Source organism: Mycobacterium sp. PTI7 (assembly GCF_056679845.1).
The window spans coordinates 3,067,370-3,094,016 of sequence record NZ_CM155252.1 but is presented as its reverse complement, the minus strand read 5'-3'; the positions used below and the strand labels follow the sequence as shown (position 1 = coordinate 3,094,016).

Genomic DNA, 26,647 nt, shown 5'->3' with positions numbered 1-26,647 from the left:
GTGACGGCTGACTTCGACATCGAGTCCTTCGACGTCGAGGCGTCCGGACTGCTCGACGGGCTCGAGGGCGCCGCCCGCGAACAGCGCGCCGAACTCATCCCGTGGCTGCTGCAGCGGGGTGTTCGCCTCGACCAGATCCGCGATGCCTACCAGCCGATGCTGCTGGCGTCGCGCCGCATCCTCGGCGACGACGGCCACCTGCTGTCGGCGCGGGACATCAGCGAGCAGACCGGTGTCGACCTCGAACTGCTCGCGCGGGTACAGCGGGCCAGCGGTCTGGCGCGCGCGGAGGACCCGAACGCCAAGATCCACATGCGCGTCGACGGCGAGGCGGCCGGCTACGTGCAGGAGTTCGTCGAGCTGGGGTTCAGCCCGGATCAACTCGTCCTGGTGGTGCAGGTGCTCACCGAGGGTCTGGCCCGCGCGGCCGACGTGATGCGGTATGCGGCGCTCGCCGCGGTGAGCGCACCCGGCGCCAGCGAATTGGACGTCGCGCAGCGGTCCGAGGCGCTGATGGTGAAGGTCGCGCCGCTGCTGGGTCCGATGATCGGGGACATGCTGCGGCTGCAGCTGCTGCACCTGATGGAGACCGAGGCGGTGAACGCGGGCGAGCGCGCCGAGGGGCTGCCGCTGCCGGGTGCGCGCGAGGTGACGATCGCCTTCGCGGACCTCGTCGGATTCACCCGGCTGGGCGAGGTCGTGCCGCCGGAGGACCTGGAACGGCTCGCGCACACGCTGACCGACCTGGCCCGCGAGGTGGCCCAGCCACCGGTCCGCTACGTGAAGAGCATCGGCGACGAGGTGATGCTGGTGAGCACCGATCCGGCCGCGATGCTCGACGCGATGCTGGCGCTGACCACGGCCACCGAGGCGATCGAGGACTTTCCCCGCCTGCGTACCGGGCTGGCGACGGGGCTGGCCGTCAGCCGTGCCGGCGACTGGTTCGGCGGGTCGGTCAACCTTGCGGCTCGGGTGACGACGGCAGCGCGCCCCGGCGCCATCCTGGTCGCGGAGGCCACCCGCGAGGCGATCGGCGAGGACCCGCGGTTCGCGTGGTCGTTCGCCGGGGCGCGGCACCTCAAGAACATCAAGGACGACGTGAAGGTGTTCCGCGCCCGCCGGGCCGACGCGTGATCGTCGGCGGGGTAACCGTTCACGTGATCGTCGAGATAGCGCTCAGGGCGACGACGTGCGAGTGACCCTCGCCGTGACCGCTATCTGAACGGATGGACCTAAGCTAAGTGGATGGACGACGGGAACAGTCATGAGTAATCGGCCGGATGTAGCCAAGTTCCTTGCCGCCAAGCCGGTTACGCGTGAGCAGGTATTCGCCGATCCCAGTCCCGTGCCCGAGGAGCCGGGTGCGTACGGGTGGTGGTTCCGCACGATCCCCGGTTCGATCGACACCTCCGGCTGCGAGCAACGCGACGGCCTCACGCTGCTGTACGTGGGCATCAGCCAGGGGCCGCCGCCCGAGAACGGGAGACCCCGTACCCCGCAGAACCTCCGGAAGCGCATCGGCTATCACTTCGGCGGTGGTGGCGCCGATGCCGACGGATCCACTCTGCGCAAGTCGCTCGGGCTCCTTCTCGCCGACGACCTCGAGATCGAGCTGCGGCGAATCGGCTCCGGCGATCGCATGACGTTCGCGGGCGGGGAGCCGGTGCTCACCAGGTGGATGGACGAGAACACGTCGGTGTCGTGGGTGGTGCACCCCGAACCGTGGCTGCTCGAGAAGGAGTTGATGGCCACGTTGGACGTTCCGCTCGTCGTGAGGGGCAACGAGCGCAACGCATTCCACCCCGAACTCAAGCGAATCCGTCGAGAGGGTGCCACCCGCGCGGGCAAGCAGCGCATCCTCAAGGAGTGGTGACCTTCACCCCCGCGTCGGCGTGAACCGGCGCAGGCGCAGGCTGTTGGTCACGACGAACACCGAAGAGAACGCCATCGCGGCCCCGGCGATCATCGGGTTCAGCAGGCCGAGTGCCGCCAGCGGTATCGCCGCGACGTTGTAGGCGAACGCCCAGAACAGGTTTCCCTTGATGGTCCGCAGTGTGGCCCGCGACAGGCGGATCGCATCGGGCGCGGCCCGCAGGTCGCCCGTGACGAGCGTCAGGTCCGACGCCTCGATCGCCACGTCGGTGCCGGTGCCCATCGCCAACCCGAGATCGGCCTGAGCCAGAGCCGCCGCGTCGTTCACGCCGTCGCCGACCATCGCGACCACGCGACCGTCGGCCTGCAGCCGCTTCACGTGGGCGACCTTGTCGGCGGGCAGCACCTCGGCGACGACGTCGTCGATGCCGACCTGGGCCGCGACGGCGCGCGCCGCGCGCTCGTTGTCGCCGGTCAGCAGGACGGGCAGCAGCCCGAGCGCCCGCATCTCCGAGATCGCCTCCGCCGCAGACTCCTTGACGGTGTCGGACACCACGATGACCCCACGCACCTCGTCGTCGACGGCGATCCACACGGGTGTCTGACCGAGCCCCGCGGCGTCGTCCGCCACCCGCGCCAAGTCGTCCGGGGCGGCCCCGCCGGGCAGCCACGACAGCCGGCCGGCCGTGACGCGTCGGCCCGAGACGGTGCCGGTGACGCCCAGCCCGCCGTGGTTGACGAAGTCGCTCACCGCGGGCAACGGGCCCGCCTCGGCGGCGTGCTCGGCGATGGCCTGGGCGATCGGATGCTCGGAGCCGGCCTCGAGACCGCCTGCGAGGGCGAGGAGTTCGCGGTCGGCGGGGTGGACGTCGACCACCGTCATGCGTCCGGTGGTGACCGTGCCGGTCTTGTCCAGCACGACGGTGTCGACGCGGCGGGTGGACTCCAGCACCTCCGGGCCCTTGATCAGGATGCCGAGCTGGGCGCCGCGGCCGGTGCCGACCAGCAGCGCCGTCGGCGTCGCCAGACCCAGCGCGCAGGGGCACGCGATGATCAGCACGGCGACGGCCGCGGTGAACGCCGCCGTCGCCGAGCCGCCCGCGACGAGCCAGCCGACGAGCGTCAGGGCCGACAGCGCGATGACCACGGGGACGAACACCGCGGACACCCGATCGGCGAGCCGCTGGACCTCGGCCTTGCCGCTCTGCGCGTCGGCGACGAGACGGGCCATCTGGGCGAGCCGGGTGTCGGACCCCACGCGGGTGGCCCGGATGCGCAGCAGCCCGGCCACGTTGACGGTGGCGCCCACGACGTCGTCGCCGGGGCCGACCTCCACGGGAACCGACTCGCCGGTGAGCATCGCCGCGTCGACGGCCGACGCGCCGCTCAGCACGACGCCGTCGGTGGCGATCTTCTCGCCGGGACGCACGACGAACTCGTCACCGACCGCCAGCGCGCTCACCGGGATCCGCGTCTCGACGCCGTCGCGGATCACCGCGACGTCCTTGGCGCCCATGTCGAGCAGTGCCCGCAGCGCGGCGCCCGACTGTCGCTTGGCGCGCGCCTCCACGTACCGGCCGGCCAGCACGAACGTCGTGACGATCGCGGCGACCTCGAGATAGAGGTGCGGCTGGTGACCGCCGCGGACGGCGGTGGCCACCAACTCCCACGTCGACCACAGGTACGCGGCCAGCACGCCGACGGAGATCAAGGTGTCCATGGTGGCGGCGCCGTGGCGCAGGTTCGCCCACGTCGCGCGGTGGAAGGGGTACGCCGCCCACGCCACGACCGGTGTCGTCAGCGCGAACGCCACCCACGCCCAGCCGCCGAACTGCAGCGCCGAGACCATCGACAGCAGCAGGACCGGCACGCTCAGCGCCGCCGCCACGATCAGTCGGGGCAGGTAGGACTCGTCGCCGGACTCCGCGGAGTCGGCCGTCGGCAGCGTCGCGGTGTAGCCGGTCGCCTCGACGGCGGCCACCAGGTCGTCGGGCGTCACCGAGCCGGGGAACTCGACGGTGGCCTGCTCGGTGGCGAAGTTCACGGTGGCGTGGACGCCGTCGATCCGGTTGAGCCGCTTCTCGATTCGAGCGGCACACGACGCGCACGTCATGCCGCCGACGTCGAGGGTGACGGCGGTCAGTTCACCGGGGGCCTCGTGCGTGACGCTCATGCCGCTGCGACGTCGTATCCGGCGTCCTCGATCGCGGCGGTGACGGCCACGCGGTCGGGGTCGCCGTCGACGCGGACGGCGCCCGCGGCGAGGTCGACGTGGACGTCCGCGACGCCGGGCAGCGCCGACACGGCGGAGGTGATCGCGGCGACGCAGTGCGCGCAGCTCATGCCCTGCACTTCCAGATCCAAGCTCATGAGTCCGAGTGTATACCCATAGGGGGTATGGGTAGGAGCGTCCGTCGGGTCAGGTGCCGAATGCGCGCGCCAGCGTCTTCTTGTCCACGTTCTCGCCGGCGAGCGTGGGCAGCGGCTCGGTCCGGATCTCCCAGCGCGTCGGCACCGCGAAGTAGGAGAGCGTGCCCGTGACGTGCGACGCCAAACCCTCGGCCGTCGGCGCCGGTCGGTCGGCGCGGTGCACCACCACCGCCACCAGTTCCTCGCCGAGGTCGGGATGCGGGACGCCGAGGGCCGCGACCTCCACGACGTCGGGATGGGTGGCGATGGCCGCCTCGACGTGCGGACATGCGATGTTCTCGCCACCCCGGATCACGACGTCCTTGGCCCTGCCGTCGATGAACAGGTAGCCGTCGCCGGACAGGTGCCCGAGATCGCCGGTGTGCAGCCATCCCTCGTCGTCGACGGTGTCGTCGTCGGGCAGTCCGGCGTAGCCGTTCATCACGGTGGGGGAGCGTGCGAGCACCTCGCCGACGCCCGCCGCGTCCGGATCGGCGATCCGCAGCTCGACCACGCCGTAGGGACGCCCGACCGTGCCCGGCTCTGAGGCGAGGTCACGGGAGTCGGCGGCGGTCAGGAAGCCGCCCGCCTCGGTCATGCCCCACGTGTTGCTGAGCCCGCGGGTGCGCAGGTTCGGCAGCTTCTCCCGGATGCGGTCGAGCAGGTCGGTGGTGACCGGTGCGCCGCCCAGCGGCCACGACTTCAGGCTGCTCAGGTCGCGGGACGCGAAGTCGGGATGGGCCAGCAGCCGGACCGCCATCGTCGGCACGGCGCCCCAGATCTGGATGCCCTCCCGTTCGATCAGCTCCAGGATGCGGCCGGCGTCGAACTTGCCCTCGGTCATGACGATCTTGCCGCCGGTGAGGAGGTGGGTGAGCAGGCTGGACAGACCCCCGACGTGGAACATCGGCGTTGTCGCGAGGCTCACCGCCTGCGGCGAGTCGTCGTCGAGCAGGTGGGGGAAGCGGCGGTTGCGAGCCAGGATGTTGTGCTGATTGGCGATCACCGCGCGCCGGGACAGTTCGACGGCCTTGGGCATGCCCGAACTGCCGGAGGTGAACAGCACCAGCGCCGTGGCGTCGGCGTCGGTCGCGGGGGTGGGCGCGACGTCGCCGGGCGGCGCGTCGAACGCCACCCGAAGGTCGTCGAGCGGGCTGGACGGCGCGTCGATCACCAGGGCGGTGTCGGTCAGGACGTGGGCGGGCGCGAGCACCTCGACCGCGTGGTCGATCTCGGCGGCGCTCCACCACCGGTTGGCCAGCACCGGGACCGCGCCGGACAGCCACGTCGCCCACAGCGCGACGATCCACTCCGGCGAGTTGTAGCCGAACACCATGACGCGATCCCCGACGCCCACCCCGAGCGAGGCCAGCAGCGGCCGTGCCGCCGCGGCGGCGTCCCGGAAGCCCGCGAAGGAGATCCGTCGGTCACCGTGCACCAGGAAGGTGCGGTCGGTCCACGGCGTCGTACCGTCGATCAGGTCGTCGAACGTCGACGGACCGTGGGCGTAGAGCAGGCCGTCGTGCCCGGCGAAGGTGCCGGCCCGGACGTCGCCGCTCCAGATGGTGGGGGCCACCCGCTACTGCACCGGGATCTGGATGCCCTCCGACGGCTGGACGATCACGAAGCCCTGGCCGTGGAACGACACCTGCAGTGCCTCACCGGATCCGCGGCCGATCAGTGCGCCCGCCTTGAAGCTCGTCTTGAGTTGCGTCTGGAGGTTGGCCGACCACGCGACGACGGCGTTGGTGTCGGCGAACGTCGGCGCCTCGCCGGCGTCGAGCACCACGGGCGGGCCGTCGGTGGTCAGCGCCACCCAGCCGGTGCCCCGCAGCGTCGTGTTGAACAGACCGCCGGTGGCGATGCTGCCGCCCTTGACGCGTTCGATGTTCCAGTCGAGGTTGGCCGAGAAGGCCAGCACGTTCTTGCCGCTGATCGACAGGCCCGCGTCGGTGAGGTTCAGCAGGTGGACGTCGTAGGCGCGTTCGGCGAGGAACACGTCGCCCTGGCCCTGGCACCGCATCAGCGGCAGGCCCTCGCCGGTGAGCGCCTTCTTCAGGAACTTGCCCGCGCCGCCACCTTCGAAGGAGAAGTCGACGTTGCCCTGGTAGGCGACCATCGACCCCTGCCGCGCCATGAACGGTTCGCCCAGCCGCACGCGCAGCAGCTTGGCGTTCTGGTTGGCGATGGTCTTCGCTTCCTTCTCGCTGAAGCGGCCGTCGACGAGATCGCCGGTGATGCCGGAGAACCCGTCACCCATCGGCTGCGCCTGCCCGTGCGTCTGCGCCTGGCCGTGGTCCTGGACCTGAGCCTGGGCGGTCTGCGACGACTGCTCGTACTGCGGCGGTCCCTGCTGCTGCGGTGCTCCGCCGCCGAGGGGTGCCACGTACGAGCGCCCCTGGTGGGACACCTGGTCGGTCCACTGGCGGCCGTCGAACCAGCGGTAGTCGAAACGGCCTTCGGGGTCGGGTTGCCAGCTACCTGCTCCGGGTCCAGTCACCGGTCACTCCTCGCGATCGATCGAATGTGTCGGGTCTCTGCATCGGACCCTAGGGCAACCGGGTGACCATCAGGGCGATCGACGCTGCCCGACGGCCCGTCGATTCGTCGGCCGGTCGGCCCGAACTGGCATGCTGAACTGCATGTCCAAGGAAATCGACCCCGCCCGCGCGCGGGGCGCACTCGCCGTCGTCAAGCAGCATCCGGGCATGGTGCTGTTCATGGCGACACCGGCGCTGGCCGTGGTGGGAGTCGTGTGGCTGCTGGCCGGTCCCGGGTGGGCGGCGCTGCTGTTCGTCGTCCTCGCCCTGGGCGCCGGTACCGCCGTCTACAAGGGTCTCAAGCAGCGCTGATCCGCTCGCCCGTTCGCCCGTGGCGAAGCTCGCCCTCCTACGTCCGTAACGGTGTAATCATGTAATCATGAGAGCACATCACAAGGGCCGCTCCGGCGGCTGGCAGCAGTCCCAGCAGCCCGACGCGAGCACCGCACCCGACTGGATCGCCGGGCGTCTGCCCGACGGCTGGTTCGTCGGCGACCCCACCGTCGTCGTCGACCGCGAGGAGATCACCGTGATCGGCCGTCTCCCCGAACCCGACGGCGATCCGAGCGAGGCCCGGACGTCCGGGCGTGCGGCCCGGTTCCGCGAGGAGACGCGGTCCGAGCGCATGCGGATCGCCGACGAGGCCGAGGCGCGCTACGACCGCAAGGTGGCCTGGGGTGTCGAGATCGGCGCGGGCGACGACGCCGAGCGGATCCTCTTCACCCACGTCGCCGTCCCGGTGATGACCCGGCTGCGCCAGCCCGAGCGCCAAGTGCTCGACACGCTCGTCGACGCGGGCGTGGCGCGGTCGCGGTCCGACGCCCTGGCGTGGTCGGTCCGGCTGGTCGGCGAGCACGCCGACGAGTGGCTCGGCAAGTTGCGCGAGGCGATGTCGACCGTCGACGACCTGCGCGCCGAGGGCCCCGCGCTCTAGCAACACCCCGCTCTAGCCACACCCCGCCGAGCGCACGCTTGATGAACGCATTCCCCGAGAGGGGCCGTCAACAAGCGTGCGTTCGGCGCCTCATGCCAGCCGCTCGAGGCCCACGTACGTCGCGCTCAGCGTCGAGGTCTGCGAGAGCGGGTCCATCCCCTCGCCGTCGACCAGCAGGTTGCGGTTGACGCCGTAGGACAGCGGCTCGCCGCCGCCCCGCGGGTCGAAGATCCGCGAACCCCACCCGTGGTCGACCACCACCAGGCCCCGGCGCAGCCGCGGGGACAGGGCGGCAGTCAGCTCGATCGACCCGACCGTCGAGAACACCCGGACGCGGTCGCCGTCGGCGATGCCCAGCGGGGCCGCGTCGTCGGGGTGGATCAGCACCTCGTTGGTCCGCCCGGACGGGTGCAGCCCGGGCAGCTCGTTGAGCCACGAGTTCATCGAGTGCCGGTGGCGCCGGTTGCCCAGCTGGAACGGAAGGCCCTCGGGCGCAGCGGGGCTCGACGTGGCCAACAGCTCACGGGTCCGGGCGACGAACTCGGGCGGCGCGGCGTGCACGCGCTTGTCGTCGGTCCGCAGCGCCTCGCGGAAGTGCCCGTACTCGCGCGGCCCCAGCACCATGCCGTGCGGGTGGCCGACGACGTCGCGCCATCTGAGCCTGCGGCCGTTGACCTTTCGGCTGGTGGCGACCAGCAGCCGGTTGATCCAGTGCGGGCTGAACTCCACGTTCGGGCGACGGGTGAGCCTCGCCGCCCGGCGGGTGGCGCCGATGAAGCCGTTGACGCCCCTGGCCCCGAACAGCGGCCGACGCATCGCCATGGCGAGGTCCACCCAGATGCGCCACTCCTCGCGCGCACCCGGTGGGGGCTCGACGGCCTTGACGCCGTACTGCACGAACGGTTCGTCGTGCATGCTGCTGGTGAACGCGGGCAGGTCGTTGCGCTCCAGCCAGTGCACCGCGGGCAGCAGCCAGTGGGCGTGCCGGTGGCTCTCCCGCTGCACGAAGTCGACGGCCACCAGCAGGTCGAGCGTTTCCAGCGCCGCATCGAGTTTCGCGCCGTCGGGTCCGGAGACGACGGGGTTCCCGCTGTTGATCACCAGCGCCCTGACCTGTCCGCGGCCGGGCATGGTGATCTCGTCGGGCAGTTCCGCGAGGGCGTGCGCGCCGGCGATCATGTCGCGGCCGCGCAGCCGGCTGAAGTGCGGTTCGACCTTCGCGAGTTCGAACATCCGCAGCGCGTCGACGTAGCCCCGCTCGAACCGCCGGCCGCCGGGCCGGTCCATCCGCCCGGTGATCACGTTCAGCACGTGGCCCAGCCACTCCGCGACGGTGCCGGCCTCGTGCAGCGACACCCCGGTGCGGGTGACCACCATCGCCGCCCGCGCCCGGGCGAATCCCCGTGCCACGTCCTCGATCTGGCTGCGGGCCACCTCGCAGCGCGCCGCGAGGTCGTCGAGGTCGGCGTCGGCGACCAGCGTCCGCAGGTCGTCGACGCCGGTGGCGAGATCGGCGCAGTCCCCGCGGTGTTCGAGGCCCTCGTCGAGGATCACCTTCACCATCGCCAGCAGCAGCGCCCAGTCCTGGCCCGGCCGGACCGCGACGTGGACGTCGGCCTTGCGAGCGGACTCGGTGGCCACCGGATCCACCACCACGATGGTCGCGCCGGCCTGCTGCCGCTCGAGCGCGCGCCGCCAGCCGCCCGGCACCGTCTCCAGCCAGTTCCAGGCGCTGACGGCCGGATTGGTGCCCACCAGCAGGAAGTAGTCGCAGTGGTCGACGTCGGAGACCGGCGACATCAGCTGGGAGCCGTACATCGCCTCGGACACCACGTGCATGGCGTTCTGGTCGACCGATCCCACGAAGTACCGGCTCTTGGTGCCGATGGCGTCGAGCCACCCGTTCATGAAGATGATGTTCGACGACGAGAAGCCGGCCGGGTTGCCGTAGTACACGCCGATCGAGTCCGGCCCGCCGTCGTCGATCAGTGCGTTCATCCGGCCGGCGATGTCGGCCAGCGCCTCGTCCCACGTGGCCTCGACGTAGCCGTCGCCGACCCGGCGCATCGGGGCGAGGATGCGGCGGGGGTGTTCGACGAGCTGGTTCGCGGTGCGGCCCTTGGCGCAGAAGTCGTGCCAGCTGTGCGGGTTCTGCTTGTCGGGGCCGATCTTGGTGACGCGGTTGCCGGCGACGGTCACCTCGATGCCGCACGACGCGAGGCAGTACCGGCAGAAGGTGTGCACGGTGCGAGTGGCCGCGTCGGGCGTCGCCGTCGACCGGGCGTCACCCGCGGATTCGATGGGCGCGATGCTCATGGACCGCATCCTGCCCGAGCGGCCGCGGGCTGCACGGGTGATTGGCATTGAGCAGAGCGCTTGATCGTCCGGCTCGTGACGCGGTCAGGCCCGGGTCATCTCCCAGTACTCGCCGTGGCGGGCCAGCAGCTCCTCGTGGGTGCCGCTCTCCACGATCCGGCCGGCCTCCATGACCAGGATGGCGTCGGCGTCGCGGATGGTCGACAACCGGTGGGCGATGATGAAACTGGTCCGGTCGCGCCGCAACTCGGCGGTGGCCTGTGCGATGAGCAGTTCGGTGCGGGTGTCCACGGAGCTGGTCGCCTCGTCGAGGATCAGCAGGTGCGGGCGGGCCAGGAATGCGCGCGCGATGGTGATCAACTGCTTCTCGCCCGCGCTGACGTTGCCGCCGTCGTCGTTCACCACGGTCTGGTAGCCGGCGGGCAGGGTGTGCACGAACCGGTCGACGTGGGCGGCGGTGGCGGCGGCCACCACCTCGTCCTCCGAGGCGTCCGGTCTGCCGAACGCGATGTTGTCGTAGATGGTGCCGCCGAACAGCCAGGTGTCCTGCAGCACCATGCCGATCCGGGACCGGACGTCGCGGCGGCTCATCGTGGTGATGTCGACGCCGTCGACGAGGATGCGTCCGGCGTCGACCTCGTAGAACCGCATCAGCAGGTTGACCAGGGTCGTCTTGCCCGCGCCGGTGGGGCCGACGATCGCGACGGTGCTGCCCGGCTCCGCCACGAACGACAGGTCGGAGATGACGGGGGTGTCGGGCCGGTAGGCGAAGTCGACGTGCTCGAACTCCACCCGTCCGGCCGACCGGTCGGGCACCCGTACCGGCAGCTGCGGATCGGGTGACTGCTCGTCGGCGTCGAGGAGGTCGAAGACGCGTTCGGCGCTGGCGATTCCGGACTGCAGGGTGTTGTACATCGCCGCGACCTGCGTGAGCGGCTGGTTGAACTGGCGGACGTACTGGATGAACGCCTGGATGCCGCCGAGCGTGATCTGGCCCGTCGCGACCTGCAGGCCGCCGACCACTGCCACCGCCACGTAGCTGATGTTGCCGATGAACGTCGTCACCGGCGACACCAGGCCGGACAGGAACTGGGCGCCCAGGCTGGACTGGTACACGTCGGCGTTGAGGTCGCGGAACCGCTCCTGCGCCTGCTCGCGGTGCCCGAACGTCTTGACCACCGTGAAGCCGCTGTAGGTCTCCTCGATGTGGGCGTTGAGCCGACCGGTGTTGCGCCACTGCGCGACGAACAGCCGCTGCGACCGGCGGGTGATCGCGCGGGTCGCCCACAGGGACAGCGGCACGACGAGCACCGTGATCCCGGTCAGCAGCGGCGAGATGGTCAGCATCATGGCCAGCACGGCGACCACCGTCAAGACCGACGTCAGCAGCTGGCTGATGGTCAGCGACAGCGACGACTGGATGTTGTCGACGTCGTTGGTCACGCGGCTGAGCACCTCACCGCGCTGCCGGGTGTCGAAGTAGGACAGCGGAAGTCGGTGCACCTTGGCCTCGACGTCGGCGCGCAGCGTCACCATGGTCCGCTGCACCGTCACGTTGAGCAGCCGGGCCTGCAGCCAGATCAGCAGCGCCGCGATCAGATAGAGGCCGAGCGCCAACAGCAGGGTGCGGCCGATCGCGTCGAAGTCGACGCCGGCGCCCGGAACCACGTTCATCCCGGAGAGCAGGTCGGCGAAGGTGCCGTCGCCGCGCGCGCGGGCCGCCTCGACGGCCTGCTCCTTGGTCAGGCCGGCGGGCAGTTCGCGACCGATGACGCCGTTGAACAGCAGATCCGTCGCATGCCCGAGGATGCGTGGTCCGATCACGCCGATGGCGATGCCACCGATCCCGAGCAGCAGCACCGCCGCGGTCAGCCCACGCTGCGGGGTCAGCCGCTTCACCAGCCGCAGCGCCGAACCCCTGAAGTCCCTGGTGCGTTCGGGCGGCAACTCGAGCATCGCGCGCATCGGCCGGGTCATCGGGGACCCGCTTCCCGCGTGCCCGCCGGGGCGGCTCCGTGCTTCGATGTGCCCGCCGGGGCGGCTCCGACCGACTGGGAGTCGGCGAACTCGGCGTAGATCGCGCAGTTGGCGAGCAGCGACCCGTGCGTGCCGATCCCGACGATCGCGCCGTCGTCGACGACCACGATCTGGTCGGCCTCGGACACCGTCGAGATGCGTTGCGACACCACGACGACGGTGGCCCCGGCGGCGGCGTCGCGCAACGCCGCGCGCACCCTCGCGTCGGTGCGCACGTCGAGCGCGGAGAACGAGTCGTCGAACAGGTACACGGCGGGCCTGCGGATGACGGCGCGGGCGATGGCGAGCCGTTGGCGCTGGCCACCGGAGAAGTTGATGCCGCCCTGGGCCACCTTCATCTCGAGCCGGTCGGGGTGGGCCGAGACGAAGTCGTCCGCGGCGGCCACCCGCAGTGCCGCCCACATCTCGTCCTCGGTGGCGTCGGCCTTGCCGTAGCGCAGGTTGTCGGCCACGGTGCCGGTGAACAGGTAGCCGCGCTGCGGGACCAGTCCGATCTCCGACCACAGCCGCTCCGGGTCCTGCTCACGGACGTCGACGCCGTTCACGCTTACGGAGCCCGCCGTGACGTCGTAGAGGCGGCAGATCAGCGACACCAACGTCGACTTGCCCGCCCCGGTCGAGCCCACGATCGCCGTCGTCGTCCCCGGTCGCGCGGTGAACGAGACGTCGCGCACCACCGGGCGGTCGGCGCCGGGGTGGCTGAACGTCACCCCATCGAGCACGATCTCACCCGTCGCCCGCTCCGGATGGCGCGGCTGTTCGGGGACGCCGATCGCCGCGTCGGTCGACAGCACCTCGGTGATCCGCTCGGCGCACACCGCGGCGCGCGGCAGGATGACGAGCACGACCGTCACCAGCAGCACGGCCATCAGGATCTGCATGAAGTAGGACAGGAACGCGATCAGCGCGCCCACCTGCATCTGGCCGGCGTCGATGCGCATGCCGCCGAACCAGATGAGCGCGACGCTGGAGACGTTGATGACGAGCGTGGTGACCGGCAGCATCAGTGCCTGCAACCTGCCGACGCCGAGCGCGGTGTCCGACAGCGACTGGCTGGCCGCGGCGAAGCGCCTGGTCTCGTCGGGTTCGCGGGCAAAGGCGCGGACCACCCGGATGCCGGAGAGCTGTTCGCGCAGAACGCGGTTGATGCCGTCGATCAGACCCTGCATCGCCCGGAACAGCGGCAGCAGCCGCTTGACGATGAGGTAGTTGGTCACGGTCAGCAGCGGCACGCTGACCAGCAGCAGCCACGACAGCCCGGCGTCGAGGTGGACCGCCATCGCGATGCCGCCGATGCTCATGATGGGCGCGGTGATCAGCATCGTGGCCGTCATCTGCACCAGCACCTGGATCTGCTGGACGTCGTTGGTGGTGCGGGTGAGCAGCGATGCCGTCCCGAAGCGCGACGTCTCCTCGGCCGACAGTCCGGTCACGTGGTGGAACATGGCCGACCTCAGGTCGCGGCCGAATCCCATGCCCGCGCGGGAGCCGTAGAAGACGGCGCCCACCGCGCACAGCACCTGCAGCGCGGTGATGCCGAGCATGAGGACGCCGAGTTCGACGATCACGCCGGTGTCGCCGCGTGCCACGCCGTCGTCGATGATCGCGGCGTTGATGGTCGGCAGGTACAGCGACGCGAGCGTGCTGACCACCTGCAGCAGCGCCACGACGGCCAGCAGACCGCGGTACGGCCGTACGTACCGCGCGAGCAGCGCCCAGAGCATCTCGTAACTGTCGCACACCGATCCGGGCGGGATCATGATCGGCCGACGCGCGCGAGAATCGCCGAAACACGCAGGTCAAGGGATGTGCTGGTGGTCGGGGTTCCGGGCTGCCGCTACAGTTGCGGGCGTGATGGGACTTCCGCGCGCCCGCCCGGGCAGCACTCGTGGCGGGCACCACGCGAAGGCACTGGCCGTGGCGCTCCTGGCAGTCGTTCCGGTGTTCGCCGCGTGCTCCTCGTCCGACGAACCGTCGAACGTGGGTGCCTCCTCGGCGCCCGAGCAGGGTGGCGCGATCAAGCACGGGCCGTTCTTCCCGGAGTGCGGCGGTGTGACCGACCAGAGCGTCGGCGAACTGACCCAGGTCCCCGGTCTGGTCAACACCGCGAAGACGTCGGTGGGCTGCCAGTGGCTGGCCGGTGGCGGCGTGCTCGGACCGCACTTCTCGTTCTCCTGGTTCCGCGGCAGCCCGATCGGCCGCGAACGGAAGACCGAGGAACTGTCGAGAACGAGCGTCGAGGACATCAACATCGAGGGCAACGACGGCTTCATCGCCTTCAGTGACGACCCGACGCTCGGCGTCAGCCTCTGCGAGATCGGCATCGGTTTCGACGACGACTTCATCGAGTGGTCCGTCAGCTTCGCCCAGAAGCCGTTCCCGGACGCGTGTGAGGTCGCCAAGGAACTCACCCGCCAGTCGATCGTGAACAGCAAGTGAGCGCCCGCCGCGTCACCACCGGGGTCGGTGCCGTCCTCGGTGCGCTGACCGTGCTGCTCGGCGTCCAGGGCTGCTCGCAGTCCGTCGAGGGCACCGCGGTCAAGGCCGGCGCCGGCGACGTACAGCGCAACGACGACTCCGAGCGTCAGTACCCCAACCTGCTCAAGGAGTGCGACGTCCTGACCCAGGACATCCTCGCCGAGACGGTCGGTGCCGATCCGCTCGACATCCAGAGCACGTTCGTGGGCGCGATCTGCCGCTGGCAGGCGCTGAACCCGGCCGGTCTGATCGACATCACCCGCTTCTGGTTCGAGCAGGGCAGCCTCGACAACGAGCGCCAGACCGCGCAGAAGCTCAACTACCAGATCGAGAGCCGGGCCGTGAACGGCGTCCCGTCGATCGTCATGAAGCCCAACGACCCCAACGGCGCGTGCGGCGTCGCGAGTGACGCCGCCGGTGTCGTCGGCTGGTGGGTCAATCCCCAGGCCCCGGGCATCGACGCGTGCGGCATGGCGATCAAGTTGATGGAACTGACGCTCAACACCAACAACTAGCCCGCTACCGCGGCACGTGGAAGGCGACCAGCGTCGCCCCGCCGAGCGCCAGGTCCGCCCACGCTCCGTCGGTGCGCAGCATCGCGATGGCCGACGTCGGGAACTTCGCGGAGATCTCCTGGGCGACCGCGGCGGCGTCGTGGTCGCCGTCCGGGTCCGCGAGACCGAGTGCCAGACCGCTCGTGGTGGGCTCGTGGCCGACGACGAGCAGCGTCCGCACGTCCTCGGCGACGCCGTTGATGGCGGCGATGACGGTGCCGGGTACCGCGTCGTACAGCTCGTCGAGGTAGGTCACGGGCGCCTCGATGCCGGTGCGGGCCAACGTCTGCCGGGTGCGGGTGGCCGTCGAGCACAGCACGGCGTCGACGTCGGGCGCGTTGGCCCGGATCCAGTCGCCCGCCAGTGGCGCCTCGCGGATGCCGCGGTCGGCGAGCGGGCGGTCGTGGTCGGCGACGCCACCCGGGTAGTCCGACTTGGCGTGTCGCATCAGCAGCAGGGTCCTGGTCACCCCCTCAAACTAGCCGGGCCGCGGCCTGCCGGGTGGGGCCGCACCCGGTAGGTCGCCCACATGCCGGTCGAGGTCCGAGGACTTGTCGGAGCCCGGACCTACACTCCTCTCACACCCGAAAGACGAGATGGGGGAGGGACGATCCGGATGCGCTTCCTGCACACCGCCGACTGGCAGCTCGGCATGACGCGGCACTTCCTCAACGACGAGGCGCAGCCGCGGTATTCGGCCGCGCGGCGTGACGTGGTGGCGGCCCTGGGCCCGCTCGCCGCCGAGGTCGGTGCCGAGTTCGTCGTGGTGGCGGGCGACGTCTTCGAGGACAACCACCTCGCGCCGCGCGTCGTCAGCCAGTCGCTCGAGGCCATGCGGGGCATCGGCGTCCCGGTGTACCTGCTGCCGGGCAACCACGATCCGCTCGACGCCGGGTCGGTCTACACCAGCGCGCTGTTCCGCGCGGAGTGCCCGGACAACGTCGTCGTGCTCGACCGCGCCGGGGTGCACGAGGTGCGGCCGGGACTGCAGATCGTCGCGGCGCCATGGCATTCGAAGGTGCCCACCACCGATCTGGTGGCCGACGTCCTCGCCGGGCTGTCCGCCGAGGACGGGGTCACCCGGATCGTGGTCGCGCACGGCGGCGTCGACGTGCACCAGGCCGACCGGGAGAAGGCGTCCTACATCCGGCTGTCGGCGGTCGAGGAGGCCCTGGCCGAGGGGTCGGTGCACTACGTGGCGCTGGGCGACAAGCACTCTCGCATGCAGGTCGGCGGCACCGGCCGGGTGTGGTACTCCGGTTCGCCGGAGGTCACCAACTACGACCACGTCGAGAACGATCCCGGCCACGTCCTGGTGGTCGACGTCGACGAGGCGGATCCGGCGCGGCGCGTCGAGGTCGGCGCACGCCGGGTCGGCAGGTGGCGGTTCGTGTCGCTGCGCCACACCGTGGACACCAGCCGCGACGTGACCGATCTGGACCTCAACCTGGACCTGCTCACCGAGAAGGACCGCACCGTGGTCCAGGTCGGCCTGAACGGGACCCTCACCGTCACCGACAAGGCCGCGCTCGACGCGTGCCTCGACAAGTACGCGCGCCGGTTCGCCGCACTGACGGTGTGGGAGAGCCAGACCGACGTCGTGGTGATGCCGGCCGACGGCGAGTTCGACGATCTCGGCATCGGTGGCTTCGCCGCGGCGGCCGTCGACGAGCTGGTCGCCGCCGCCAAGCTGGAGGACGACCAGTCCGACGACGCACGCGCGGCCCTCGCGCTGCTGCTGCGTCTCGTCGATCGGGGTGCGGCGTGAAACTGCACCGCCTGACCCTGCGCAACTACCGTGGAATCACGTTCCGCGACATCGAGTTCCCCGATCGCGGCATCGTCGTGGTCAGCGGCGCCAACGAGATCGGCAAGTCGTCGATGATCGAGGCGCTCGACCTGCTCCTCGACGCGAAGGACCGCTCGAGCAAGAAGGAGGTGAAGCAGGTCAAGCCCACCCACGTCGACGAGGGGGCAGAGGTCACCGCCGAGATCTCCACGGGTCCGTACCGCTTCACGTACTTCAAGCGCTTCCACAAGCGTCCGGTCACCGAACTGACGGTCACCGCGCCCGCGCGCGAGCAGTGGACCGGCGACGAGGCCCATGACCGCGTCCTGGCGATCCTCGCCGAGACCGTCGACGTCCGGCTGTGGGAGGCCCAGCGCGTCCTGCAGGCGTCGGCCACCTCACCCGTCGACCTGTCCGGCTGTGACGCGCTGTCCCGGGCGCTCGACGTGGCGGCGGGGCAGTCGGTCAGCCTGACCGGTTCGGCGTCGACGGGTGCGGCGCTGTCGGGATCGGAGCCGCTCCTGATCGACCGCATCGACGTCGAGTTCAAGCAGTACTTCACGTCCACCGGACGGCCGACGGGGGAGTGGGCCGCTGCGGGCAAGCGACGCCAGGCCACCGCGGACGCGGTCGACGCCTGCCGCACGGCCGTCGCGGAGATCGACGAGGCGGTCGCGCGGCATGACGCGCTTACGACCGAGCTGGCGGCGGTCGTCGTCGAGCGCGACGAGGCGGTACGACGGCTGGACGCGGCACGTCTGCGCGCCGACGCGGTGGCGAAGATCGCCGGGCGGCTCGAGCAGGCCCGCGTGCTCGCCGAGGCCGCGGCCACGACGCACGCCGCCGCATCGGCTGCCGTCGACGAACGACGCCGTCTGGCAACCGAACTCGCGCGCGACGAGGCCGCCATCGCCGGTCTCGAGGCCGACCTGCAGCAGGCCGTCGACCAGGAGGTGGCCGCCCGCGCCGCGCACGCCGCAGCAGCCGACGCGGCGGCCGCAGCCGCCGTCGACGTCGAGACCGCCCAGGCCGGGGTCGAGGCGGCGCGCACGGTGGTCGAGCAGATCGCCCGCCGCACGGATGCGGACGTCCTCGCCGCCCGGATCGCGAAGATCGACGCCGCCGACGCCGGGTTGCGCACCGCCGCAGCGGAACTCGCAGACATCCGGCTGACCGACCGGTCGATGCGGCTCATCGAGACGGCCGCCGCGGAGGTCGACGTCGCCGCCGCGGCCGCCGACGCCGCCTCGGCCCGCATCGAACTCGTCGCGGCCACCGACATCGCGGTCGACGTCGACGGTGAACCGGTGTCGCTGCCCGTGGGCGACACGTGGGTCACCAGCGCGACGTCCCCGACCGAGGTGAGCCTGCCCGGCGTGCTGACCGTCCGCGTGGTGCCCGGCACGCCCGCCGCACACAGGGGTGAGGCGCTGGAGGCGAAGCGTCAGGTCCTCGCCCGCGCCCTCGACGAGGCCGGCGTGTCCGACGTGGCGGCGGCGCGGGTGCTCGACGGGCAGCGCCGCGAACACGCCGAGCTGGCACAGCGCCTGCAGGCGGCGCGTGACGCGCTCGCCGGCGACGACGACGTCGAGACGCTGCGGGCGCGGCTGACGCGGCTGCGGGCCGATCTGCCCGCAGGTGAGTCGCCGACCGTCGACCAGGCCCGGGCCGCGTTCGACGCGGCGACGGCCGCGTACCGCGAGAAGCGCACCGCTGCAGGCGAACTCCGGGATGCGAGCGCCACCGCGGCCACCCTCGTCGCGCAGTTGGCCGCGCGGTCGGAGGGTGTGCGGACGGCCGTGGGATCGGCACGCACCCGCACGACCACGCTGGCCGAGCGGCTGGAGCAGGGTCGTGCGGCCGCCACCGACGACGAGCTGACGCTGCGGGCGTCGGCCGCCGCCGACCGCGTGCGCGACACCGCCGCTCGCGTAGAGGAACTGACCACCGAGTTCGAGGCCGCCCACCCGGCCGCCGTCACCGCCGAGTTCGACCAGGCATCCGCGCACGCGGCTCTGCTGAGCCGTCGGCACGACGACGTCGCCGAGCAGCTCGTCCGCACCGAGGCGGAGCTGGGCGTCTACGGCACCGAGGGGCGCCGGGGACGGCTCGACGAGGCCCTGCTCGAGCACGGCTACGCCGAGGGCACCTGGTTGCGGCTCAAGCGCCGCGCCACCGCCGTGATGACGTTGCGCACGGTGATGGCGCGGCACCGCGACGACGCCCGGCAGCGGTACGTCGACCCGTTCCGCCTGGAGGTGGAACGGTTGGGCCGCATCGTGTTCGGCGCCGACTTCGAGGTGGAGATCGACGCCGAGCTGCGCATCCAGAGCCGCACGCTCGACGGCTGCACGGTGCCCTACGACTCGCTGTCCGGCGGCGCCAAGGAGCAACTCGGCATCGTGGCCAGGCTCGCGGGTGCGGCGTTGGTCGCCAAGGAGGACGGCGTCCCCGTCGTCATCGACGACGCGCTGGGCTTCAGCGACGCCAACCGCCTGAGCCGGATGGCCGAGGTGTTCGACGCGGTCGGCGGCGACGGGCAGGTCATCGTCCTGACCTGCAGTCCCGAGCGCTACGCCGGCGTCGTGGACGCCCACCGCATCGAGCTGACGGCAGCCGTTTAGGCGGCAAGCGCCGCGTTCGGCTGAAAAGCGCCGTCGCGGCTCCTACACTCGTGCCACGTGAAGGCCGACTACATCGTCGTGGGAACGGGATCCGCCGGCTCGGTGGTCGCCAACCGGCTCGGCGCCTCGCCGGGTGTCCGGGTGGCCGTCATCGAGGCAGGCCCGCCCGACAAGGACAAGTTCGTCCACATCCCCGCCGCGTTCTCCAAGCTGTTCCGCGGGCCGATGGACTGGAACTACCTCACCGAGCCGCAGAAGGAACTCGACGGCAGGCAGGTGTACTGGCCGCGCGGCAAGATGTTCGGCGGCTCCTCGTCGATGAACGCCATGATGTGGGTCCGCGGGTTCGCCGCAGACTACGACGAGTGGGCGCGACGTGCGGGGCCGGAGTGGTCGTGGTCCAGCGTCGCGAAGTACTTCAACCGCATCGAGAACGGCCCGCTGGAGGTCTCCCCGCAGCGCAGCCCGCGGCAGTCCACGGCGGCGTGGCTGGCGGCTGTCCGAGAGTGTGGCTACTCAGTCGAGCCGCCGAATCAGGAGAACCCCGAGGGGTTCTGCGAGACGCGGGTGACGCAACGCCGCGGCGCCCGTTGGAGTACCGCCGACGCCTATCTCAAGCCGGCCGTGCGCAAGGGCAACCTGAAGGTCTTCACCGAATCCACCGTCACCCGGGTCATCTTCGACGGCCGCCGCGCCGTCGGCGTCGAGTTCACCCGGGGCGGCCGACGCGAGATCGTGGAGGCGCGCCGCGAGGTGGTGCTGTGTGGCGGTGCGGTGAACACGCCGCAGTTGCTCATGCTGTCGGGCATCGGCGACCGTGACCGGCTGGCCGAGTTCGGCATCGCCTCGGTTCGACACGCCCCCGAGGTCGGCCGCAATCTCCTCGACCACCTCGTGGTGCCGCTGGGCTTCGACGTCGCCGGCGACTCGCTGCAGGCCGCCGAGAAGCCGCTGCAGCTGATCAACTACCTCGCTCGGCGCCGGGGGATGCTCACGTCGAACGTCGGGGAGGCGTACGGCTTCGTCCGCAGCAGGCCCGACCTCGACCTGCCGGACCTGGAGTTGCTGTTCGCGCCCGCACCGTTCTTCGACGAGGGCATCGGCGAACCGCCCACCCGCCACGGCGTGGTGACCGGGCCGATCCTGCTCACGCCGAAGAGCAGCGGGACGATCACGCTCGCCTCGGCCGACCCGCTGGTGAAGCCGCTGATCGATCCCGGCTACCTCACCGATCCGGAGGGCGCCGACCGCCAGGCCCTGATGGCCGGGCTACGGATGACCGCCGAGATCGTCGCCGCGCCGTCGATGCGCCGTCTGCTCGGCGCGATCGCGCGGCCCGTCGGCGCCACCGAACTGTCCGAGGAGACCCTCGAGCGGGCGCTGAACACCGTGTCGCACACGCTGTATCACCCCGTCGGCACCTGCCGCATGGGCAGCGACGAGGACAGCGTCGTCGATCCGCAGCTGCGCGTCCGCGGCGTCGACGGCCTCCGGGTGGCCGACGCGTCGGTGATGCCGACCATCATCCGCGGCCACACCCATGCCCCGTCGGTGCTGATCGGGGAGAAGGCCGCCGACCTCATCACGTCCGCGTCGTAGCCGGGGTCAGCCGGCCGCCTGCACTGCCGGTCGCCGGGGTGCGGAGAACGTCGCGGGCGGCAGGCCCATTTCCTCCCGCGAGCAGACGTAAACGTGCACGAAACACCGTGCCAAAGTGCACGTTTGCGTCTTTTCGCGGGTTGTTCGGGGGCGGTCAGAAGTAGGCGTTGGCGGGGATGGGGGTGTCGTGCAGCAGGTTCTCGCCGATCACCCGGGCCTTGTACGCCACCGGGTTGTGCAGCGTGATCGTGCGGATGTTGCGCCAGTGCCGGTCCAGGTTGCGCTGCCGGCTCGCCGCGCTGGCGCCGCCGAGTTCAAGCAGCCGGGTGGCCGCCTCGGGTGCGACGTCGTCGAGGTGGACCTTCACCTTGGCCGCCCGCAGCTGGGCCTCGGTGGCCAGAGCGGCGTCGGGAACGCCGTCCACCTCGGAGTCGACGGCATCGGCGATCGCCTGGGCGGCGTCGAGCACGGCGGCCCGCGCGATCGACGCGGTGGAGGCGAGGACGCCGAGCTGGCGCTGCAGCAGCGGGTCGTCGGTCGGCCGCTCCGACGTGGCGTGGCTGAAGCTGCGGGCGCGGGACCGCAGCAGTGCGACGCCGTCGTCGACGACGTTGGCCAGGATGCCCGCGACCACGGCGTGGATGAACAGCTGCAGCGCCGCGTACTGCACCGTCGGCACGGGCTCGGCGTCATAGGAGCTGTCCGAAAGCACCTCGTCGGCCGACACCGCGACGTTCGTGAACGTCGTCGTGCCGGTGCCGGTGCGACGCTGACCGAAGCCGTCCCAGTCGTCGACGATCTTCACCCCGGACCGGTCGGCGGGGATCACGACGTTGGCCACGGAGTCGTGGTCGGTGGTGGCCGTGACCGTGAGGTAGTCGGAGAACAGCGTGCCGGTGCTGTAGTACTTCTCGCCGTCGAGCCGGAGGCGCGCACCGTCGGGCAGCAGGCGCGTGTTGAACACCAGGCTGCCGACGGCGTTGCCGCCCTTCTCGCTGAACGCGTTGCCGAACACCTTGCCGGCCGTGACCTCGCGCAGCCAGCGCAGCGAGCCCTCGTCCGAGACGGTGCGCAGTCGCTCCTCGACGAACCAGAAGTGCGTCCGGAAGATGTGCGCCACAATCGGATCCGCGCGGGCCACGTCGATGATCGCGGAGAACAGATGCGGCAGCGTCAATCCGGCGCCGCCCAGCTCTTCGGGTACGCGCAGTGTGCCGAAGCCGGCCTGCTTGAGCGCGGCAACCTGATCGAAGGGGTTCTCGTCATTGAGGTCTCGGTCCTTGGCGCCGGATCCGATGCGGGCGAGTAGTTCGGTCCAGCCGGTCGAGCCGGGCAGGATGCGGTCGATGCCTTCCACGGTGGTCATGCTCACCGTTCTACGGACGGCGACGCCGGGTGGCACTGCTTTGAATCACCCCGAACCGAAGCGACGCGCTCCGCAGGCACAATGGTGGTGATGACGATGAACGAGAAGCGCAGGCGGACGCACGACAAGCTCGCCGCGCTGCCGGGCGTCCGGTCGGTCCGCAGACCGGTCGGGGACGGCCGCGAGTTCGACCTCTTCTACGTCCGCACCGGCGAGCCCTCCGAGCATCCGATGGTCGTCATCCCGGGCGGTCCGGGGGCCGCCTCGATCGCGCTCTACCGGGCGATGCGTGGCCGGTGGGCCGCGCGTGGACTCGACGTGGTCATGATCGAGCACCGCGGGGTCGGCATGTCGCGGCACGACGACGACGGCGCGGACCTTCCGCCCGAGGCGCTGACCATCGAGGCCGTGGTCGACGACGTCGCCGCCGTCCTCGACGACGCCGGCGTGTCCACCGCGTCGGTGTACGGCACGTCCTACGGGACCTACCTCGCCGCGGGCGTCGGGGTCCGCCACCCCGACCGCGTGCACGCGATGGTGCTCGACTCGCCGCTGCTGTCCGCCGACGACGTCGACGAGGTGCGTGCCGCCATTCGTCGCGTGCTGTGGGACGGGACCGAGCCGGGGACGTCCGACGTGGCCGAGAAAATGCAGCGCCTCGTCGCCGGCGGCGTCCTGCGCTCCACCGCCACCCAGATCGCGGCCGACCTCTACGGATACGCGGGGCCGGACGTGCTGCGCCGCCAGCTCGACCTGCTGCTCACCGGCCACGACTGGCTTTGGGGCGCAGTCGGATTCGGCGCCAGGTTCATGTTCGAACGCAAGACGCCGTACCACCACGAACCGGACCTGGTCGGCAGGATCGGATACCGCGAGCTGAACTACGGCGCGGTGCCGGACGGCGGTCCGCTGGACCCGGCGGTGGCACTGCGCGAACTGGCCACCGGTGACCCCGACTTCGTCGCCGAGCCGTTCGACCTGATCGCCGACATGCCCCGCTTCGACTGGCCCACCGTCGTCGTCTCCGGCGGACGCGACCTGACCACCCCGCCGTCGGTGGCGCGGCGCATCGCGTCGCTCGTCCCCGGCTCGGTACTCGTGGAACTGCCGACCGCGGGCCACAGCGTGCTCGACGCCAAGGAGCCCGCCGCCCTCGAGATCGCCGTGGCGCTCGACGCCGGCCACGCCGACCGACTACCCGCCCGCGCCGCCGATCTCGACGCTCAGCCGGGGTCGCTCGCGTTCCGCTTGCTCACGTGGGGCATCGGCGCCGCCGCGGTGGCGGAGTCGGTGGTGCCCGCCGCGGTCCCGCGTGCGGTGCGCAACGCGACTACTTCGTGAAGCCGATCGCGGTGTAGTCGACGTCCGACAGTCCCGCGGCGCCGAAGTTCGCGAGGTTGCTGCGCACGGCCACGTTGCCCGGCGACTGCGTCAGCGGCAGGCTGAAGCCCTCGGCCCAGATCAGCTCGTCGAGTTCGTTGGCGAGGACGCGCGCCTTGGCGGGGTCGAGTTCCTCGAGGGTCTGCTCGATCTTCGCGTCGATCTCCGGGCTGCCGATCTTGCCGAAGTTGCTCTCGCCGGTCGACAGGTAGATCTGCGTCAGGCCCGACAGGGGGAACGCGTCGGCGACCCAGCTGAACTGCGCCATGTCGAAGTTCCCGACGGTGATGTACTGGCTGAAGAAACCGTTGCCGCCCTTGGCCTCCAGGTCGAGCTTCACGCCGATCTGGGCGAGGTTGTTCTGCGCGATCTGCGCCACCTGACGGGTACTGGCGGCGTCGTAGAAGATGTCGCGGATGACGAGCTGCTTGCCGTCCTTCTCCCGGAACTGACCGTTCATGGTCCAGCCGAGCCCGTCGAGTTCGCGTTTGGCGGCCTCCGGATCGAACGCGACGACGCCGCTGTTGTCCTGGTAGCCCTCCTGGCCGGCGACGAAGATGTGGTTGTTCAGCGGAACGGGATTGTCTGCGAGGCCGCGCTGCGTCACGCTGGCGATGGTCTGCCGGTCGATGCCCTTCGACACGGCCTGCCGCACCGCCTTGTCGGCCAGGATCGAGCCGGGGGCGCCGTTGAACGTGAAGTGATACCAGCCCAATCCGGGTGCGCGACGGATCGAGATGCCTGCCGTGCGGCGGGCGATCTCCATCTCGTCGAGGCTGCCCAGGCCCGTCGCGTCCAGTGCATTGCTCTGCAGGGCGGGGATGCGCGCGGCGTCGTCGAGCACCGAGTAGGTGATCGTGTCCAGACGCGGTGTGGTGCCCCACCACTTCGGGTTGCGGGTCAGGGTGATTCGCTGCGCGGTCCGGTCGACGTTGGTGATCTGGAACGGTCCCGCGGACGGGCCGGGCTGGCTCAGCTGAGACTTGTTGAACGCCTCCGGCGTCGCGGTCGAACTCCTGGGCAGCAGCATCGTGTTGCCGGAGAGCATGCCGCGCCACTCGGAGTACGGCTTGGCGAAGGTCATGATCGCCTGCCGGTCGTCGACGCCGCGGGTGACCGAGGCGACGCGCTCGCTGCCGTTGGGGCTGGCGATCGCGAAGTCCTTGTTCTTGCCGTTGGTCGCGTCGATCTGGGACCTGATGTCCTCCCAGGTGACCGGCGTGCCGTCGGTCCAGGTGGCCTTGGGGTTGATCGTGTACGTGACCACCTGGGGGTTGGTGCCGGTCAGCTCGACGTTGGTGAAGTAGTCGGTGTTGACGGTGGTGCTGCCGTCGGGCGCGATGCGGAAGGCCCGCGGCAGCGTGGCGCGCATCATAGCGCCCTGATCGGCGACGTTGCCGTCGATGTGCAACGAGTTGAAGTTCTCCGGGAAGCCGGAGAGCGCCAGGCGGAGCGCGCCGCCCTCCTGCAGGGTCGCGGGGTCCTGCGGGTTCATGTCGCTGGTGCTGCCGACGGCGGCGTCGCCACCGGCCGACGGAGGGGTCTGGTCGCCGCTCGAACAGGACACGAGGAACAGTCCGGCCACCACGAGGAGGCTGGCAAGGCGTCGGCACGTCATGCGGACCGACTCTAATGGTGGTGCGGGCCGTCGCGCCGGAGGCCGTGGTCCGGTCGGGTTCGCCGGCTTGCGACCCACCGTCGCGGCCCAGGCCCCCGCCGTACGTGCGAGTACGGCGGGATTTCGGCCGCTTCTCCGCCGTACTCGCACGTACGGCGGGCGATGTCGGTGACCGGGGTGACACTGCGGCCATGGGGTAACCGATCATCGGTACGGAGGCCGTCGACTCGGGCCAGATGACGCGGCACCGACTGCGGCGCGACTACGTCGCCTTGCATCCCGACGTCTACCTGCCGCGAGGGGTCCGGCCGACCGCGTCGATCCGCGCGCGGGCCGCGTGGTTGTGGTCGGGCCGTCGGGGTGTGCTCGCGGGGCGATCGGCGTCGGCGATGCACGGCGCGAAGTGGGTCGACGACGCGGCGCCGGCCCAACTACTGCATCCCAATCGTCGCCCGCCGCGGGGCATCGACGCCTGGTCGGACCGCTACCAGCCCGACGAGGTGGTGACGATCCGGGGGATGCGGGTGACCACGCCGGCCCGGACGGCTCTCGACCTGGCGTGCCGGTTGCCGGTCGACGCCGCCGTCGCCGCGATCGACGCCCTGGCCAACGCGACCCGCCTCGACCTGGCCGAGGTGCACGAGCTGGCGCGACGGTATGCGGGTCGGCGATCGATGGTGCGGGCTCGCGAGGTGCTCGATCTGGTGGACGCCGGCTCGGAGTCGCCGCAGGAGACCCGGCTGCGACTGCTCTACGTGCGCGCCGGTTTCCCTCGGCCCGAGACGCAGATCCCCGTCCGCGACGAGTACGGACAACTGGTGGCGGTCCTCGACATGGGGTGGCGCGACGTGGGCGTCGGCGCCGATTACGAAGGGGAGCACCATCGCCTGACGGCTCGCCGGTTCAATCGGGACATCCGGCGGCACGAGTCGGTGACGGCGCTCGGCTGGGACGACGTGCGGATCACGATGGATGACACCGACGCCACCATCATCGAGCGCACGCGGCTGGCGTTCGAGCGACACGGCGTTCCCACCCCGTGGCTGTCGATCGGCTTCGCGGCGTGATCCGTCCCGCCGTACGTGCGGGTACGGCGGGATTTCGGCCGATTCTCCGCCGTACTCGCACGTA

The 26,647-nt window shown here is 71.0% G+C and carries 21 protein-coding genes; 11 read left to right on the top strand and 10 right to left on the bottom strand.

Annotated elements, in window-relative coordinates:
* Together AC1MEY_RS14810 and AC1MEY_RS14805 are read left to right on the top strand one after the other, a co-directional pair.
* Positions 1 to 1,134, top strand: coding sequence for an adenylate cyclase regulatory domain-containing protein (locus tag AC1MEY_RS14810; RefSeq protein ID WP_480226258.1), 1,134 nt, complete (start codon positions 1 to 3; stop codon positions 1,132 to 1,134).
* Between the two features lie 130 nt (positions 1,135 to 1,264).
* Complete coding sequence (locus AC1MEY_RS14805; RefSeq protein ID WP_480226257.1) at positions 1,265 to 1,873, top strand: GIY-YIG nuclease family protein; 609 nt, start codon at positions 1,265 to 1,267, stop codon at positions 1,871 to 1,873.
* Positions 1,874 to 1,876: 3 nt separating this feature from the next.
* On the opposite strand, the gene AC1MEY_RS14800 is transcribed toward AC1MEY_RS14805, so the two are convergent.
* From AC1MEY_RS14800 to AC1MEY_RS14785, 4 genes are read right to left on the bottom strand one after another with little or no spacing between them, the layout of a single operon-like run.
* A complete protein-coding gene (locus AC1MEY_RS14800; protein WP_480226256.1) occupies positions 1,877 to 4,045 on the bottom strand; it encodes a heavy metal translocating P-type ATPase in 2,169 nt (722 codons plus the stop codon).
* A complete protein-coding gene (locus AC1MEY_RS14795) occupies positions 4,042 to 4,242 on the bottom strand; it encodes a copper ion binding protein (protein ID WP_480226255.1) in 201 nt (66 codons plus the stop codon). The genes AC1MEY_RS14800 and AC1MEY_RS14795 overlap by 4 nt, the downstream gene beginning before the upstream one ends.
* A gap of 49 nt (positions 4,243 to 4,291) precedes the next feature.
* Positions 4,292 to 5,857 (bottom strand): class I adenylate-forming enzyme family protein, encoded by a 1,566-nt coding sequence (locus AC1MEY_RS14790; RefSeq protein WP_480226254.1) that lies wholly within the window; start codon positions 5,855 to 5,857, stop codon positions 4,292 to 4,294.
* Between the two features lie 3 nt (positions 5,858 to 5,860).
* Positions 5,861 to 6,781, bottom strand: coding sequence for an AIM24 family protein (locus AC1MEY_RS14785; protein ID WP_480226253.1), 921 nt, complete (start codon positions 6,779 to 6,781; stop codon positions 5,861 to 5,863).
* Positions 6,782 to 6,923: 142 nt separating this feature from the next.
* On the opposite strand from AC1MEY_RS14785, the gene AC1MEY_RS14780 reads away from it, so the two are divergent.
* Positions 6,924 to 7,133, top strand: a complete 210-nt coding sequence (locus tag AC1MEY_RS14780) for a hypothetical protein (protein ID WP_480226252.1) — start codon at positions 6,924 to 6,926, stop codon at positions 7,131 to 7,133.
* A gap of 67 nt (positions 7,134 to 7,200) precedes the next feature.
* On the top strand, positions 7,201 to 7,755 hold the full coding sequence (locus tag AC1MEY_RS14775) for a hypothetical protein (protein ID WP_480226251.1): 555 nt from the start codon (positions 7,201 to 7,203) through the stop codon (positions 7,753 to 7,755).
* Positions 7,756 to 7,845: 90 nt separating this feature from the next.
* Here AC1MEY_RS14775 and AC1MEY_RS14770 read toward each other — a convergent pair whose 3' ends face one another.
* The 3 genes from AC1MEY_RS14770 to AC1MEY_RS14760 form a co-directional block, all read right to left on the bottom strand.
* Positions 7,846 to 10,071 carry a molybdopterin-containing oxidoreductase family protein gene (locus AC1MEY_RS14770; RefSeq protein ID WP_480226250.1) on the bottom strand — a complete coding sequence of 742 codons (2,226 nt, stop codon included), beginning with the start codon at positions 10,069 to 10,071 and terminating at the stop codon, positions 7,846 to 7,848.
* 84 nt (positions 10,072 to 10,155) lie between these two features.
* Positions 10,156 to 12,048, bottom strand: coding sequence for an ABC transporter ATP-binding protein (locus tag AC1MEY_RS14765; RefSeq protein ID WP_480226249.1), 1,893 nt, complete (start codon positions 12,046 to 12,048; stop codon positions 10,156 to 10,158).
* Positions 12,045 to 13,832: an ABC transporter ATP-binding protein gene (locus AC1MEY_RS14760; RefSeq protein WP_480231497.1), complete on the bottom strand. Its 1,788-nt coding sequence runs from the start codon at positions 13,830 to 13,832 to the stop codon at positions 12,045 to 12,047. Before AC1MEY_RS14760 ends, AC1MEY_RS14765 begins: the two co-directional genes overlap by 4 nt.
* Positions 13,833 to 13,962: 130 nt before the next feature.
* Between AC1MEY_RS14760 and AC1MEY_RS14755 the strand changes: the two genes are divergently transcribed.
* Positions 13,963 to 14,547, top strand: coding sequence for a DUF3558 domain-containing protein (locus tag AC1MEY_RS14755; RefSeq protein WP_480231496.1), 585 nt, complete (start codon positions 13,963 to 13,965; stop codon positions 14,545 to 14,547).
* Positions 14,544 to 15,101 carry a DUF3558 domain-containing protein gene (locus tag AC1MEY_RS14750; RefSeq protein WP_480226248.1) on the top strand — a complete coding sequence of 186 codons (558 nt, stop codon included), beginning with the start codon at positions 14,544 to 14,546 and terminating at the stop codon, positions 15,099 to 15,101. The genes AC1MEY_RS14755 and AC1MEY_RS14750 overlap by 4 nt, the downstream gene beginning before the upstream one ends.
* 4 nt (positions 15,102 to 15,105) lie before the next feature.
* Here the strand turns inward: AC1MEY_RS14750 and AC1MEY_RS14745 are convergent, their stop codons facing one another.
* The gene (locus AC1MEY_RS14745; protein ID WP_480231495.1) at positions 15,106 to 15,588 is read right to left on the bottom strand and encodes a SixA phosphatase family protein; all 483 of its coding nucleotides are present in this window, start codon (positions 15,586 to 15,588) and stop codon (positions 15,106 to 15,108) included.
* Between the two features lie 168 nt (positions 15,589 to 15,756).
* Here AC1MEY_RS14745 and AC1MEY_RS14740 point away from each other — a divergent pair, with 168 nt between their 5' ends.
* The 3 genes from AC1MEY_RS14740 to AC1MEY_RS14730 are packed head-to-tail and all read left to right on the top strand — an operon-like array spanning position 15,757 to position 21,152.
* Positions 15,757 to 16,908 carry a metallophosphoesterase family protein gene (locus AC1MEY_RS14740; protein ID WP_480231494.1) on the top strand — a complete coding sequence of 384 codons (1,152 nt, stop codon included), beginning with the start codon at positions 15,757 to 15,759 and terminating at the stop codon, positions 16,906 to 16,908.
* On the top strand, positions 16,905 to 19,553 hold the full coding sequence (locus AC1MEY_RS14735) for an AAA family ATPase (RefSeq protein WP_480226247.1): 2,649 nt from the start codon (positions 16,905 to 16,907) through the stop codon (positions 19,551 to 19,553). The genes AC1MEY_RS14740 and AC1MEY_RS14735 overlap by 4 nt, the downstream gene beginning before the upstream one ends.
* A gap of 57 nt (positions 19,554 to 19,610) precedes the next feature.
* Positions 19,611 to 21,152, top strand: coding sequence for a GMC family oxidoreductase (locus tag AC1MEY_RS14730; RefSeq protein ID WP_480226246.1), 1,542 nt, complete (start codon positions 19,611 to 19,613; stop codon positions 21,150 to 21,152).
* Positions 21,153 to 21,306: 154 nt separating this feature from the next.
* On the opposite strand, the gene AC1MEY_RS14725 is transcribed toward AC1MEY_RS14730, so the two are convergent.
* Positions 21,307 to 22,518, bottom strand: a complete 1,212-nt coding sequence (locus tag AC1MEY_RS14725) for an acyl-CoA dehydrogenase family protein (protein WP_480226245.1) — start codon at positions 22,516 to 22,518, stop codon at positions 21,307 to 21,309.
* Positions 22,519 to 22,608: 90 nt separating this feature from the next.
* Between AC1MEY_RS14725 and AC1MEY_RS14720 the strand changes: the two genes are divergently transcribed.
* A complete protein-coding gene (locus AC1MEY_RS14720; protein WP_480226244.1) occupies positions 22,609 to 23,859 on the top strand; it encodes an alpha/beta hydrolase in 1,251 nt (416 codons plus the stop codon).
* Here the strand turns inward: AC1MEY_RS14720 and AC1MEY_RS14715 are convergent.
* Positions 23,849 to 25,516 carry an ABC transporter family substrate-binding protein gene (locus tag AC1MEY_RS14715; RefSeq protein ID WP_480226243.1) on the bottom strand — a complete coding sequence of 556 codons (1,668 nt, stop codon included), beginning with the start codon at positions 25,514 to 25,516 and terminating at the stop codon, positions 23,849 to 23,851. The two genes, AC1MEY_RS14720 and AC1MEY_RS14715, sit on opposite strands and share 11 nt — an antisense overlap.
* A 236-nt stretch (positions 25,517 to 25,752) precedes the next feature.
* On the opposite strand from AC1MEY_RS14715, the gene AC1MEY_RS14710 reads away from it, so the two are divergent.
* Positions 25,753 to 26,583, top strand: coding sequence for a hypothetical protein (locus AC1MEY_RS14710; protein ID WP_480226242.1), 831 nt, complete (start codon positions 25,753 to 25,755; stop codon positions 26,581 to 26,583).
* Positions 26,584 to 26,647 lie beyond the last annotated feature (64 nt).

Excerpts from the sequence above, each read along its gene's own strand:
- AC1MEY_RS14805 (WP_480226257.1), top strand. The coding sequence starts at position 1,265 with ATGAGTAATCGGCCGGATGTAGCCAAGTTCCTTGCCGCCAAGCCGGTT.
- AC1MEY_RS14800 (WP_480226256.1), bottom strand. The coding sequence starts at position 4,045 with ATGAGCGTCACGCACGAGGCCCCCGGTGAACTGACCGCCGTCACCCTC.
- AC1MEY_RS14795 (WP_480226255.1), bottom strand. The coding sequence starts at position 4,242 with ATGAGCTTGGATCTGGAAGTGCAGGGCATGAGCTGCGCGCACTGCGTC.
- AC1MEY_RS14780 (WP_480226252.1), top strand. The coding sequence starts at position 6,924 with ATGTCCAAGGAAATCGACCCCGCCCGCGCGCGGGGCGCACTCGCCGTC.
- AC1MEY_RS14775 (WP_480226251.1), top strand. The coding sequence starts at position 7,201 with ATGAGAGCACATCACAAGGGCCGCTCCGGCGGCTGGCAGCAGTCCCAG.
- AC1MEY_RS14770 (WP_480226250.1), bottom strand. The coding sequence starts at position 10,071 with ATGAGCATCGCGCCCATCGAATCCGCGGGTGACGCCCGGTCGACGGCG.
- AC1MEY_RS14765 (WP_480226249.1), bottom strand. The coding sequence starts at position 12,048 with ATGACCCGGCCGATGCGCGCGATGCTCGAGTTGCCGCCCGAACGCACC.
- AC1MEY_RS14760 (WP_480231497.1), bottom strand. The coding sequence starts at position 13,832 with ATGCTCTGGGCGCTGCTCGCGCGGTACGTACGGCCGTACCGCGGTCTG.
- AC1MEY_RS14755 (WP_480231496.1), top strand. The coding sequence starts at position 13,963 with ATGGGACTTCCGCGCGCCCGCCCGGGCAGCACTCGTGGCGGGCACCAC.
- AC1MEY_RS14745 (WP_480231495.1), bottom strand. The coding sequence starts at position 15,588 with ATGCGACACGCCAAGTCGGACTACCCGGGTGGCGTCGCCGACCACGAC.
- AC1MEY_RS14740 (WP_480231494.1), top strand. The coding sequence starts at position 15,757 with ATGCGCTTCCTGCACACCGCCGACTGGCAGCTCGGCATGACGCGGCAC.
- AC1MEY_RS14725 (WP_480226245.1), bottom strand. The coding sequence starts at position 22,518 with ATGACCACCGTGGAAGGCATCGACCGCATCCTGCCCGGCTCGACCGGC.
- AC1MEY_RS14720 (WP_480226244.1), top strand. The coding sequence starts at position 22,609 with ATGACGATGAACGAGAAGCGCAGGCGGACGCACGACAAGCTCGCCGCG.
- AC1MEY_RS14715 (WP_480226243.1), bottom strand. The coding sequence starts at position 25,516 with ATGACGTGCCGACGCCTTGCCAGCCTCCTCGTGGTGGCCGGACTGTTC.
- AC1MEY_RS14710 (WP_480226242.1), top strand. The coding sequence starts at position 25,753 with ATGACGCGGCACCGACTGCGGCGCGACTACGTCGCCTTGCATCCCGAC.